The 12,554-nt window shown below is 57.1% G+C and carries 11 protein-coding genes; 4 read left to right on the top strand and 7 right to left on the bottom strand.

The genetic code is table 11. The annotated features are described in order from the left end of the window. The first annotated feature begins 276 nt into the window (after window positions 1-276). The 4 genes from Q1A00_RS00115 to Q1A00_RS00100 all read left to right on the top strand — a co-directional run bounded on the left by Q1A00_RS00115 (window position 277) and on the right by Q1A00_RS00100 (window position 4,824). On the top strand, window positions 277-1,512 hold the full coding sequence (locus Q1A00_RS00115) for an SH3 domain-containing protein (protein WP_298401288.1): 1,236 nt from the start codon (window positions 277-279) through the stop codon (window positions 1,510-1,512). Beyond that, window positions 1,509-2,363, top strand: coding sequence for an exonuclease domain-containing protein (locus Q1A00_RS00110; protein ID WP_298401285.1), 855 nt, complete (start codon window positions 1,509-1,511; stop codon window positions 2,361-2,363). The genes Q1A00_RS00115 and Q1A00_RS00110 overlap by 4 nt, the downstream gene beginning before the upstream one ends. Window positions 2,364-2,694: 331 nt before the next feature. After that, the gene (gene rpoD, locus Q1A00_RS00105; protein ID WP_298401282.1) at window positions 2,695-3,840 is read left to right on the top strand and encodes an RNA polymerase sigma factor RpoD; all 1,146 of its coding nucleotides are present in this window, start codon (window positions 2,695-2,697) and stop codon (window positions 3,838-3,840) included. 81 nt (window positions 3,841-3,921) lie between these two features. Next, the gene (locus Q1A00_RS00100) at window positions 3,922-4,824 is read left to right on the top strand and encodes an EamA family transporter (RefSeq protein ID WP_298401278.1); all 903 of its coding nucleotides are present in this window, start codon (window positions 3,922-3,924) and stop codon (window positions 4,822-4,824) included. A gap of 67 nt (window positions 4,825-4,891) precedes the next feature. On the opposite strand, the gene Q1A00_RS00095 is transcribed toward Q1A00_RS00100, so the two are convergent. The 7 genes from Q1A00_RS00095 to Q1A00_RS00065 all read right to left on the bottom strand — a co-directional run bounded on the left by Q1A00_RS00095 (window position 4,892) and on the right by Q1A00_RS00065 (window position 12,494). Beyond that, window positions 4,892-5,689 (bottom strand): slipin family protein, encoded by a 798-nt coding sequence (locus tag Q1A00_RS00095; RefSeq protein ID WP_298401275.1) that lies wholly within the window; start codon window positions 5,687-5,689, stop codon window positions 4,892-4,894. A gap of 53 nt (window positions 5,690-5,742) precedes the next feature. Continuing rightward, on the bottom strand, window positions 5,743-7,137 hold the full coding sequence (locus Q1A00_RS00090) for an NfeD family protein (RefSeq protein WP_298401274.1): 1,395 nt from the start codon (window positions 7,135-7,137) through the stop codon (window positions 5,743-5,745). Between the two features lie 83 nt (window positions 7,138-7,220). Next, window positions 7,221-7,424, bottom strand: a complete 204-nt coding sequence (locus Q1A00_RS00085) for a DUF951 domain-containing protein (protein ID WP_298401273.1) — start codon at window positions 7,422-7,424, stop codon at window positions 7,221-7,223. Between the two features lies 1 nt (window position 7,425). Further along, a complete protein-coding gene (mazG, locus tag Q1A00_RS00080; protein ID WP_299754675.1) occupies window positions 7,426-8,622 on the bottom strand; it encodes a nucleoside triphosphate pyrophosphohydrolase in 1,197 nt (398 codons plus the stop codon). Then, window positions 8,619-9,527: a peptidylprolyl isomerase gene (locus Q1A00_RS00075; RefSeq protein ID WP_298401268.1), complete on the bottom strand. Its 909-nt coding sequence runs from the start codon at window positions 9,525-9,527 to the stop codon at window positions 8,619-8,621. Before Q1A00_RS00075 ends, mazG begins: the two co-directional genes overlap by 4 nt. Before the next feature lie 116 nt (window positions 9,528-9,643). Then, window positions 9,644-11,467 carry a translation elongation factor 4 gene (gene lepA / locus Q1A00_RS00070; RefSeq protein ID WP_298401266.1) on the bottom strand — a complete coding sequence of 608 codons (1,824 nt, stop codon included), beginning with the start codon at window positions 11,465-11,467 and terminating at the stop codon, window positions 9,644-9,646. A gap of 88 nt (window positions 11,468-11,555) precedes the next feature. After that, window positions 11,556-12,494, bottom strand: coding sequence for a diguanylate cyclase (locus Q1A00_RS00065; RefSeq protein ID WP_298482098.1), 939 nt, complete (start codon window positions 12,492-12,494; stop codon window positions 11,556-11,558). Window positions 12,495-12,554: the final 60 nt, after the last annotated feature.

Below are 12,554 nucleotides of genomic sequence, written 5' to 3'. Positions count from 1 at the left end.
GATCGAGCAGAACCACCCACACACAAGTAACACAACTGAGATACTAAGAGGAGAAATGGCGGTTAGCCCGCCATAAAACCACGGGCAGTGAGGCGTAGACCGGGCCAGTGGATCGGTCGAAAAGCGTATCGAACCGTATTGCTTGCCAAACTGCGATTCATGCGAACTCCGCGCTCATCAAGCGTAGCAAGATGTAGTATAGCACAGCCGATAGTTGCAGATAGCGCCAGATTCGCATATCATAGTCATCTGAAGCCGTTGTGACTGAGGTTGCTCATGCAAACAACACTCAATCAGATATCGCCACCCTTAGCGATTGGCCTAATCGTTCTTGGTCTCATCATTATCCTGCTGGTAGTAGTGCTCATTCGCCGGCGGCGCGCTGCTAATCAAATACCACCAATTCCAGAGACTCCGCCTGCAACAACCATTGACTATACAGCAGTTCCACTGGAAGAACCGCAAAGTTGGCAAGATCGGCTGCGCAATCTTTCGTTGGCGGCAAAGATTCTCTTCGTGCTCATTCCAATCTTACTTTGTTTAGGAGTGGGCGTACTCGTACTGAGCCTCAACAATGACAGCACTGCCGGGCCGCCACCGACAATCACCCCTTCGCCAGTGCCGATCACGCTCACGATCGAAGATGCCACCGTCGTGCGGGCCGAGCCGCTAACGATCAATATGCGGGTGCGTAGCACCGGCCTTGCCGATGATACCGAGCTACAGGTGGAATTGCGCGCCGACGGTCAACCACTGCGCTGGATTGATCCGGCTCAGCCGATTCGCATCCGGAGTAACCGTGGCGATCTGCGCGCAACGAAGTTGGCCGATGGCGACGCCACGCCAGCCGGCCGTCGTTACACTGTGGCCGTCAGCACCACTGACGGCAGCGTCAGCGCCGAGGCCGAGCTGAACATTCCCGAACGCTTTGCAGCAGCATTTTACGGTGAAGTCGCCGCAGCGCCTACCCTTACTCCTACCGCCACGCCAACCCCGGTTGGTCAACCTACCCCTACCCCACCGCCAACCCCCACAGCCACCCCAACGCCGGCATTGCCCACCGGCCAGCCGGTGGCGGTCACGAACGGCGGCAATGTGCGCAAACTGCCCTTCCCCGGCATCAATAACGTCATCGGCGGGATCAACGCCGGCGAACAAGTGCAAATTCTTGCCCGTACCCCCAACGCGCGCTGGTATTATGTACGTACCGTCCGCGACGAAATTGGCTGGGTGAGCGCCACCTTGATCGCAGTCACCGATCTGATCGCTGCCGAAACACCGGTGGCCAATGTGGTGACCGTCTTTGTCAGCGGCCCGGTCTATCTTGCTGCTGATCCGGCCAGCGCCCAGATCGATCGGGTCGAAAGGGATGAAGTAGTTGAGCTGCTCGCGCGCACTGCCGACGGCTCGTGGTACCAAGTCTTGAACATTCGCGATCGAGCAGGTTGGGTCCAAGCTAACCTGCTCGGCATTCCTGATGACGTCGCCAAACAAGTGCCAGTCGCACCATGAGCACGCTAGATCTCCAACAACCGCTGGCTGAGCTGCCGCTCCTCTTTTTCGATGTTGAAACGACTGGACTCGACATCCGTGACGGTCATCGCGTTTGCGAATTAGCAATGCTGCGCCGTGAGGGTGGTGCCGAAACCGGGAGGATCGCGACCTTGCTCAACCCAGAGCGCGATCTCGATCCACAAGCGGCGCAGGTTAATGGCATTCGCGTCGAAGATGTGCGCGATGCACCACGATTTACCGACATCGCCGACCGCGTCGTTCAACTAAGTCAATATGCTGTGCGCGTGGCCCACAATCTGCCCTTCGATGAGGCTTTTCTCAATATGGAACTGGCGCGGGCCGGCTATCCGCCACTCGCCGGCCCGGCGCTCGATACGCTTGAGTTAGCTCGCCGGCTCGGCATTCGGCGCGGTGCGCTCAGCCTTGGCGCACTAGCTCATGCCTTTGGCCTGCCCACGCCGACCCACCGGGCAATGGACGATGTGTTGACGCTTAACGCCCTCTTCGATCAGCTCGTCGCCAAGCTGGCCACTTATGGCGTCACCACCCTTGGCGATGCGCTGCGCTTTGCCCGCGGCCTCCTTCCCGGCCAGCCCGAACCGGAAGCGCCGCCGCCACTGGCTGCGGCACTGGCCAGCGGCAGCACCTTGCGCATTATCTACACCTCAAACAGCAGCCCCCAACCGACCGAACGGCGCATTCGACCGATCGAATTGGTGGTCGAGCCAAGTGGCCTTAGCATCCGCGCCTTCTGCTACTTGCGCAACGACATTCGCAATTTTTTGCTTGCCAAAATTAGCGCCTATTTGCCCGACTCTTCCGCCGAATCAGACCAAAGAAGGGGTTGACTCCGGCGCGCAAAAAGTGCTATAGTACCTCTAGTTACGTCTAATGGGGTGCCACGTCTGCGTCCCTCCATCGCAATGACAGTTTGGGGTTTGAGGGCATTCTCTCAACCCCATCTCTTTGCCAAAGCATAACGGAGAGCGCGACGTGTAAGGCCCGGCGTTTCAGACAGGTCGCTGAGGCCTTTCAGTTTTCCTGTGGCTAGTTGAGCCAGACAGTTACAGCAGCCCGCCGTCGCCACGACGGCCTAGTGATGGTGTCATACCGGCCTGACGCCATCAACCGAGCACTGGTTGAACGATGTTGAGCAAAGCTACACCGGAGTCAGAGGCGATGATCGAGCAACTGCTCGCCGCAGCACGGGTGCGCGGGTATATTACCCACGCCGACATTCTTGCCACCTTTCCCCACCCGGAGCACGACATTGCCGAGATTGATCAGCTCTATGCAATGCTGCAAGCCGAGGGGATCAAAGTCATCGAGTCAACTGATGAGCTTGAAGGGCCGACTGATTTTGAACCAGATGCAGAGCATGAATTAATTGCCGAATTGCCCGATCTCGGTGATATTGCCTTTGATGACCCAGTACGAATGTATTTGCAAGAGATTGGGCAAGTACCGCTCCTGACCGCCGAGCAAGAGGTTGAATTAGCAAAAGCGATGGAGGCCGGCGCTGCGGCTCGCCAACGGCTCGATCGCGAAGAGTATGTATCTGCCCGCGAACGTTTTGAATTGGAGCGCGCCGTCCAGCAAGGGCAAGATGCCCGCCATCACTTGATTCAGGCCAATTTGCGGCTAGTAGTGAGTATTGCCAAGAAATATACCTCGTATGGCTTGACAATGATGGATCTGGTGCAAGAGGGCAATATTGGCTTGATGCGGGCAGTTGAGAAGTTTGATTACAAAAAGGGCCACAAGTTCAGTACCTACGCTACGTGGTGGATCCGGCAGGCGATTACCCGCGCTATCGCCGATCAGAGCCGCACCATTCGCTTGCCGGTTCATATGGGTGAAGCGATTAGCCAAGTTAAGCGCACCTCGCATCGCCTCCAGCAGACGATGCAGCGCGAGCCGACCCCGGAAGAGATTGCCGATGCTATGGGTATTTCGGCGGGTAAGGTGCGTCGCACACTTGAAGCCAGTATGCACCCGCTCTCGCTGGAGATGCCGGTCGGCCAAGAGGGCGAAGGCCGAATGGGTGATTTTATCGAAGACGATCGCATCTCGACTCCGGCTGAAGCGGCGGCTGCCTCCTTGCTGCGCGAACAGCTTGAAGAGGTGCTGATGAAGCTGCCCGAGCGCGAGCGCAAGATTATCCAATTGCGCTACGGTCTCAAAGATGGTCGCTACCGCACCCTCGAAGAGGTTGGCATCGAGTTTGGCATCACCCGCGAGCGCATCCGCCAAATTGAGGCGGTCGCGTTGCGCAAGCTGCGTCACCCTCACCTCGGCAAGAAATTGCGCGGCTATCTTGATTAAGCAGGTCTGCGTGTGATAGAGCCGCCCCCGTGAGCTTCACGGGGGCGATTGGTTTATGTTTCACTGTGCTGACGAGAGAACATGACCGCTATGCATCGCTTTGATGAAGCGCAACGGCCTTTTGATGTGGCGATGGTAGTCATCGCTGCGCTGACGTGGGGAACGATTGGGGTTGCTGTAGGCTGGCTCTACCGCGTCGCTGACACAAACTCGCTCTCGATTGGCTTCTTGCGGCTGCTGCTCTCGGCGCCGGTATTGCTCATCACTGCCCGCCTGCTCGCCGGCCCGCAAGCATTTCGCATCCAACCGCGCCATCGTTGGACGCTAGCCCTGATCGGGGGCGCGTTTGCCGGTTATCAGGTTGCCTACTTTGCCGCGATACCCTCTCTCGGCGTGGCGGCGGCGGTCTTGATCAACATCTGTAGCGCGCCGATCTTTACTGCCTTATTAGCGCGCATCTTTCTCGGCGAGCGGCTGCGACCGAGCACGTGGCTGGCGGTTGGCGGCGCCGTGTTCGGCGCGGGGTTGCTGGTCGGCGGCGCGCCACAGGTACAGTCAACTGCTGATTTGCTGATCGGTGGGGCGTTAGCACTAACTGCCGGATTCTCGTACAGTCTAGTCGTACTTGGTGCACGCCTGATTGCCGCCAATTACCATCCGGTGGTGCCGGTGGCGTTATCGTTTGCACTGGGCGCGCTTTTGCTTTTGCCTGCCGCCCTCACCACCGGCTTGGTAATCGATTACCCACCATTGGGCTGGTTGGTGTTGATCTATCTCAGCATTGTACCGACGGCCTTGGCCTACGCGCTCTATGTGCGCGGGATGCGCAGCGTGCGCGCCACGACAGCCGCGACGATCACGCTGCTTGAACCGCTTGGTTCAGCACTGTTAGCCATGCTGTTGCTCGGCGAACGATTTACCGCCACCGGCATAGTTGGCGCTGCTCTACTGATTGCCAGCATTACTATCATTGCTCGCCGGTAGGGACGATGCGCATATCGTCCCTCAACTATGCGTTGTATCGCAGGAAAACGGCGCGCGCCACCTTTGCTTAATCCGCCGAATGGCGCACATCACTATTCACCTGACTCATCGTGTTGAAGAAGGGCTTTAGCGTATCAACCGGCAGCGGGAAGATGATCGTGCTGTTTTTCTCAACCGCAATTTCAGTCAGCGTCTGCAAGTAGCGGAGTTGCAACGTCACCGGCTCGCTAGCGATCACCCGCGCCGCTTCAGCCAATGTGCGCGACGCCTGCAACTCCCCATCGGCATGGATGAGCTTGGCCCGCTTTTCACGCTCGGCTTCGGCTTGGCGGGCCATGGCCCGTTGCATGTTCTGCGGCAGTTCCACATCTTTTACTTCGACAATTGTGACCTTAATCCCCCACGGCTCAGTCTGTTCATCGATAATCTGTTGCAGCTTCTGATTAATTTTCTCGCGCTTCGCTAACAGCTCATCGAGTTCGACTTGGCCAACCACGCTCCGCAGCGTCGTCTGCGCGATCTGCATCGTGGCCCGGATGTAGTCCATGACCTTGGTCACGGCCCAGTTGGGATTGATCACTTGGAAATAGAGCACCGCATTGACCTTGATAGTCACGTTATCAAGCGTGATCACCTCTTGCACCGGCACATCCATTGTGATGACACGCATATCAACCCGCACCATGCGCTCGAAGACCGGGATTACGAAAAAAATGCCCGGCCCACGCGGCCCCATTAGCCGACCTAACCGGAAGATCACCCCCCGCTCGTATTCAGGCACGATTTTGATAGCCGAGAGCAAGATCATCAACGCGATAAACGCCAACACTGCCAAACATGCCAAGAGGAAAAATGTGACATTCATGAAATACCCCTTTCCGTCACGAAATGACTATGGCGGCGCGCAGTCCCGCACCGCTACGACGACGGCAACGACGATTCAGACGGTTCAATCCGCCGAACGGTCAACCGTAACGCATAGATCCCGGTCACCCGCACAAATTCACCCTCTTCAGCAGTGCCGTTTTCGCACACTGCCCGCCAGAGCGCCCCTTCCACGAATACCATACCTTCTGGATCAAGGCGCTTACGCACCTCGGCCAACCGCCCAATCAATCCTTCCTCCCCGGTTGTCACCGGCCGGTTACGCGAGCGTAACGCCAGCCATACCCCAGTTATCGCGAAGATCGCAATCAGCACTGCCACCAACATGATCACCCACAACGCCACTGCGACTCCGGGCGCCTGCGTTGCATCGAACAGCGTTAATGCGCTGGCGATCATAACTCCCACCCCAATCACGGTCAGGGTTCCATGCGACGGAACGAAGAGATCGGCTGCGACCAGACCAAAGGCTATCAGAATCCCGATCACGCTCAGCCATTGTACCGGCAGTGCGATCATCCCAACAATGGCACCAATTAGCAACAACACGCCCAAGCCAGCCAAAATACCGACCGTCGGGCTAAGAAACTCGGCATAAAAAGCCAAGCCGGCCATGATGAGCAGAATAAAGACGATCGTAGGGTTTGCCAACACTAACAGCACAGCTTCTATCAGATTGACCTCAACCACAAACGGGCGCGCGCCAAGGGTTGAAAGAACAATTTGCGAGCCATCGGCCAATGTCACAACCCGCCCCTCTAAACGTTGCAACAATTCAGTTCGATCACGCACAACAACATCAATCAGCGGCGGATTCGGTTCAATCGCCTGCGCTGCGGTCGCGATAAAGCCGCTGCGCAGCGCCGTTTCTGCCCAATCGACATTACGGTTGCGAGCCGCGCCCCATGCTTCAAATTGTTGCAATTGTTCACCAAGAAGGAGATCCTGTGTCGCCTCACCCAAGCCCATTGTTGGCACAAGTAATGGCGCAGCAATCCCAAACCGGCTATTGGGAGCCATCGCCGCTACATGCGCGGCCGGCAACAACCACGAGCCAGCCGCCCCAGCATCATGGCCAGCAGGACTGATGTAGACGACCACCGGCACTCTCGCTGCGGCAATATCGTTCGCTAACGCGCGCGCCTCTTGCAACACCGCGCCGCGCGGGGTTAATTGAACGATCAACACCTGTGCCTGAGCCGCTTCCGCCTCACGCAGCGCACGGCGAATATAGTTGGCAGCATAACTGCTTAAGACGCCATCGTACTCAACGAGATAGACTGGCCGCACTGACTGGGCCGTGACCCCGGAAACTAGCCACAGCCACAGCATGCCAAACAGCAACGTCCGGCTTACCAGCGTTGTAATGTTCACAAGGAACGGTGGCTTACGATAACCCGCTTGGAAGAGCAGATTGAAGATTCGCATAGTGTGTATAGACGCAATATAATGGCGACACTGCCATCATACCGCGATTAGCGAGGTTGTCAACGAACGAACCAATCACTCGTTTATTCGTTGTTCCCTCGCACAATAAACCGTTTGATCCGGCGTTCGAGATCGGCCCGCGGCAACATCACCCGTCGGCCACATGTTTCGCAGCGTAGACCAATATCGGCGCCAAGACGCACAATGCGCCATGTATCGCCGCCACAGACATGCGGCTTGCGTAACTGCACCACATCGTTCAGATAGAGTGGGATCGGCGGCGGCATACTACTGTCCATCACTGCGAGCTTTGGCTGCCGCCCACCATGCGATCATCTCGTCGAGCGTGCAATCGCGCAGCGCCCGTCCATGTTCAACAGCCATCTGCTCGACCACTTGGAAGCGGCGTTTGTAGCGGAGATTGGCTTCCCGCAACGCGGTCTCAGCGTCAATATGCAACCAATGGGCCAGCGTGGCAATGGCAAACAACAAATCGCCAATTTCGGCCATCTGCGCGGTGGAATTGCTCGCAGCGCGCACTTCGGCCAACTCCTCTTCGACCTTGGCCCATACCTGTTCGATGGTGGCCCACGTAAAACCGGCTCGAATCGATTTCCGTGCCAATGCTTGGGCGGCAGCCAAGGCCGGCAAAGCTGCCGGCACACCATCGAGCGCGCTAGACCGCGTTTTGCCTTTGGCTGCCAGCTCTTGGGCCTTGAGCGCTTCCCAATTTCGCAACACCTGCCCGGGATCGGCGACAGCGGTTGTACCGAAAACGTGGGGATGGCGGAAGACGAGCTTATCAGCCACGTGCTGTACCACATCTTCAAGCGAAAAATGACCAGCTTGGCGCGCCATCTCACTATGCACAGCGACTTGCAACAAGACATCGCCTAACTCTTCGCGTAGCAAGGCCATATCGCCGGCATCGAGCGCCTCCAGCGCCTCGTAAACCTCTTCGAGCAAGGCGCTGCGCAAGGTCTGATGGGTTTGGCGCACATCCCACGGGCAACCGTCGGGGCCAAGCAAGCGTGTGATCACCCAACGCAGGCGATCAATCCCGCGCCGGTCATCCTCTAGCGCGAGAGCCGGCACAATCAGGGCTAGGGCTGAAGCTGCCGGCAAGACTGTTGTCGCTAACTCAGCCAATGCCAATGGTACTACGCGCTCATCTGGCACTAGCATTAGCGTGAGCGAATGGTGCGGCGGATAGCGTTCAGCCAATAGGGTCGCTAACGCCGGCAAATCGAACGCGGCCACCTTTCCCCAAATGAGCGCCGAGACGTGAGTGGCTAACGGGTAAGGTAACCGCGGTGGCTGATAGACACCTATCCCCTGTTGTTCTACCCACGGTACTACTGTGGTCGCCATTGGCGCTGCTATTGGTTGCAACAACTGCTCAACGGCCCACACCTGCATTGCCGCTGGGTCGATCAAGCCACGCGCCAGCGCCGCGTTCAGCAAGGCGGTCAACGTAGCACTCATGGCGTCTCAGGGAACGGGATCGGCAGCGCATTGGGGTCAAAACCAGCGGCAATCTGCAACTCGCCGCTCTGCTCGGCTTGCCGGCGCAACTCTTCGTACCATGGCACAAAGGTCTCTTGATAGAACTGGCCGGCATTCTGGCGCGTGCGCAGGTGTTCAAACGACTCGAACGGACGTTGTAGCTCGCGTTCGAGCACCTCGACGACATGAAAACCGAAGTCGGTTTGGACAATCTGCGGGGTATTGAGCGGGATGGTAAAGATCGCTTCTTCAAACTGCGGCACAAAATCACCGCGGGTTGCCCACCCCAAATTGCCGCCATTGGCCGCCGAACCGGTATCGCGCGAACGGGTCGCCGCGAGCGTGGCAAAATCAGCGCCAGCCTGCAACTCGGCCAAAATCGCCTGCGCCATCGCTTCATCATTCACTAAAATATGGCGCACACGAGCCATATCAGCGCGGGTATTGCGTGCAATCACTTCAAATACGATCTGCTCACGTGCCAGCGTGCTGCGCAACTCGCTCACTTCAGCCGGCGCAGCATCGGCTGGTAAGCGTCTGAAAATGGTCTCGTCGAGCGCCGCCGGATCAACGCCGATGCCTTGCCGGCGAGCATAATTCAGCAGCAACTCGTTCTGGATCATCTGGTCAAAAATTTGCCGGCGGAGATCGTTTTCAACGACAATCTGCTCAATCTGCTCACGGGTCTGGCCAGCCGCTAGGGCATTCGCCACCCCATCGCCAATCGCGCGCTTGATTTCAGTATTCACATCAGCCACGGTATAAACCTGCGAACCCAGCCGAAACGCTACTGGCGAACCGGCATCTTCCCACTGGCGGCCATTCACTACGCTCTGGCAACCTGCCAGCAGCAAGAGAGCAAACAACCATATCAGACGACGCATTATCTTATTCTCCGCATATCAAACCGGTACGGGCACAGCAATGCTGTGCCCATCCTTCCCATCTCGGTACGGGCACAGCAGTACTGTGGCCCTTCATTCCGCCCCTTTATTCCACCCTACCGTTCCCGCTCATTCCCCGATTCATTCAGCGACAAGATCGCCATAAACGCCTCTTGCGGGATCTCGACGCTGCCGACCATCTTCATGCGCTTTTTGCCCTCTTTTTGCTTTTCGAGCAGTTTGCGCTTGCGTGTCACGTCACCGCCGTAACATTTAGCCAAGACATCTTTCCGCATCGCGCGGATGGTCTCGCGGGCAATGATTTTCGAACCGATCGCCGCCTGAATCGGCACTTCAAACATCTGACGCGGGATCAACTGGCGCAGCCGTTCAACCAGATCGCGCCCGCGCTGATAGGCAAAATCGCGATGCACGATCAGCGACAGCGCATCGACTGGCTGGCCATTGACCAAGATATCGAGCTTGACCAGATCGGCCTCTTGGTAGCCGGCTAGATGGTAATCAAGCGAAGCATACCCTTGCGTGCGGCTCTTGAGTTGATCGTAGAAATCGATCACAATCTCGGCCAACGGCATGCGATATTTCAAAAGCACCCGCGTCGGGTCGAGATAATCCATGCTGAGGAAGACGCCGCGGCGGGTCGTCACCAGATCCATAATCGTGCCGATGTAGCGCACCGGTGCGATCACGCTAATCTCAACCACCGGCTCTTCAATCGCCTCGATCCGCGACAGATCGGGCATCTCAGATGGGTTGGCGACCGTGACAATCTCGCCATCAGAAAGCAAGACCTGATACTCCACTGAGGGCGCGGTAATCAGCAGATCGAGCTTATACTCGCGTTCCAGCCGCTCGCGGACAATCTCCATGTGGAGCAGGCCAAGGAAACCGCAACGAAAACCAAAGCCGAGTGCCGCCGAGCTTTCGGGTTGGAACGAGAGCGCGGCATCGTTGAGTTTGAGCCGTTCGAGCGCCTCGCGCAACTCAGGGTAGGCGTTCGAGTCAATCGGGTACAAACCAGCGAAGACCATCGGCTTCGCCGGACGATAGCCGGGAAGCGGTTCGCTGGCCGGATTCTCAGCCAGCGTAATCGTATCGCCGACTTGACAATCGGCTACGCTCTTGAGGCCGGTCGCGATATAGCCGACTTCGCCAGCGACCAGCTCGTTCAGCGGCGTCATCGCCGGGCGGAAGATACCCAGTTCGAGCGTCTCGGCTTGGGCGCCAGTCCCCATAAACCGTACCCGATCACGGCTAGTAAAAACACCATCAACCACGCGGACATAAGCAATAACGCCTTTGTACGGATCGTAATGCGAGTCGAAAATGAGCGCGCGGGCTGGCAATTGACGCTGACCACGCGGCGGAGGGATACGCTTGACGATCGCTTCGAGAATCTCAGGTACCCCAATACCCTCTTTGGCCGAAGCGAGGATCGCCTCTTCGGCAGGGATACCAATCACCGACTCGATCTCTTGCGCTACCTCTTCGGGGTGGGCACCGGGGAGATCAATTTTGTTGACGACCGGAATGATCACCAAATCGTTCTCCAGCGCCAGATAGGTATTGGCAAGGGTTTGTGCTTCGATACCCTGCGAAGCATCAACGACGAGCAATGCACCTTCACAAGCGGCCAGCGAACGATTTACCTCGTAACTAAAATCAACATGACCGGGTGTATCGATCAGGTTCAGTTGGTAAAGCTGACCATCGGCGGCACGGTATTCCATGCGCACCGGCTTCAACTTGATCGTAATGCCCTTTTCACGCTCAAGATCAAGCGAGTCGAGCAATTGCTCGCGCTGCTCGCGTTCGGTAATCGTGCGCGTCAGCTCAAGCAGGCGGTCGCTCAACGTCGTCTTGCCATGATCAACGTGGGCAATAATACTGAAGTTACGGATGTGGAGTTGATCTGACATGTATGCTTCAACCGGCGGCGAAACCGCATAGATTCCAATACATCTGCTAGGAAGTATACCATAGCCGCCGATCTGCCGCAGCGTGAGGTTACACTCCTACTACACAATTACGTCCTTGCCGCTTCGCGGCATACAGCGCTTGATCGGCCCGGTCAATCAAGCGTTCGATCAAGGTATCGGCTGGTTGGCGCTCAGTAACACCGCCGCTGATCGTTACCCTAATCTCGCCCTTTTCGGTGTTTATGTTCAGACCGGCAATCGCCATACGCAGACGTTCGGCTAACAGCAAGGCCGATGTCATATTCGTGTTTGGCAAGAGCAGGATAAACTCTTCACCGCCGAAGCGACCGATGCAATCAGCAGCACGGATCTGCCGCGCTGCCGTTTGCGCCACCGCCCGCAAGACCTGATCGCCGATCAGATGGCCGTAGCGATCGTTAACCTGCTTGAAGTGGTCAATATCGAACATGCAGATTGCGAGGGGTTGATCGTACCGAATCGCAATCGCCAATTCGTGCGTCGCCAGTTCGTAGAAGTGGCTACGATTGTACACCCCGGTGAGCCAATCGATGCGCGCCAGAGCGGCTTCACGGGCTAGCGCTTGCTGCAACTCGTGATTAGCCATCTCGAGTGCAGCCCGAGCTTGCGCGAGCGCCAGATGGGTACGTACCCGCGCCAGCACCTCTGCCGGCTGGAACGGCTTAGTGACGTAATCAACCCCGCCACATTCAAATGCACGCACTTTGTCATCGGTATCGTCAAGTGCGCTGACAAAAATAACCGGTATGTGACTGGTTTCCGGATCGGCTTTCAACTCTTGACAAACAGCATAGCCATCAATATCCGGCATACGAATGTCGAGCAAGATCAGATCGGGGCGAATAGTCCGAGCAGCAGCTAACGCGACCGTGCCTTGGGTCACCGGACGAACGTCATAGCCCTGACCGGCGAGTAATTGGGTCAGTAAGAGGAGGTTAGCCGGAGTATCATCAACGATGAGGATGACTGGTGAATGATGATTTGACATGTGCTTGACCGGTGTTATCTATAGGCAGCATATACAGCCCTACCATCTATCTGTCTTACA

Origin of the sequence: uncultured Chloroflexus sp. (assembly GCF_938091255.1) — a bacterium.
Taxonomy (GTDB): Bacteria; Chloroflexota; Chloroflexia; order Chloroflexales; family Chloroflexaceae; genus Chloroflexus.
Note: the sequence above shows the minus strand (reverse complement) of the source record. Positions and strands in the feature narration are given on the sequence as shown.

Coding starts and splice junctions, on each gene's coding strand:
- Q1A00_RS00090 (WP_298401274.1), bottom strand. CDS start 7,137: ATGCGAATCTTCAATCTGCTCTTCCAAGCGGGTTATCGTAAGCCACCG.
- mazG (WP_299754675.1), bottom strand. CDS start 8,622: ATGAGTGCTACGTTGACCGCCTTGCTGAACGCGGCGCTGGCGCGTGGC.
- Q1A00_RS00115 (WP_298401288.1), top strand. CDS start 277: ATGCAAACAACACTCAATCAGATATCGCCACCCTTAGCGATTGGCCTA.
- lepA (WP_298401266.1), bottom strand. CDS start 11,467: ATGTCAGATCAACTCCACATCCGTAACTTCAGTATTATTGCCCACGTT.
- Q1A00_RS00110 (WP_298401285.1), top strand. CDS start 1,509: ATGAGCACGCTAGATCTCCAACAACCGCTGGCTGAGCTGCCGCTCCTC.
- Q1A00_RS00095 (WP_298401275.1), bottom strand. CDS start 5,689: ATGAATGTCACATTTTTCCTCTTGGCATGTTTGGCAGTGTTGGCGTTT.
- Q1A00_RS00085 (WP_298401273.1), bottom strand. CDS start 7,424: ATGCCGCCGCCGATCCCACTCTATCTGAACGATGTGGTGCAGTTACGC.
- Q1A00_RS00100 (WP_298401278.1), top strand. CDS start 3,922: ATGACCGCTATGCATCGCTTTGATGAAGCGCAACGGCCTTTTGATGTG.
- Q1A00_RS00065 (WP_298482098.1), bottom strand. CDS start 12,494: ATGTCAAATCATCATTCACCAGTCATCCTCATCGTTGATGATACTCCG.
- Q1A00_RS00075 (WP_298401268.1), bottom strand. CDS start 9,527: ATGCGTCGTCTGATATGGTTGTTTGCTCTCTTGCTGCTGGCAGGTTGC.
- rpoD (WP_298401282.1), top strand. CDS start 2,695: ATGATCGAGCAACTGCTCGCCGCAGCACGGGTGCGCGGGTATATTACC.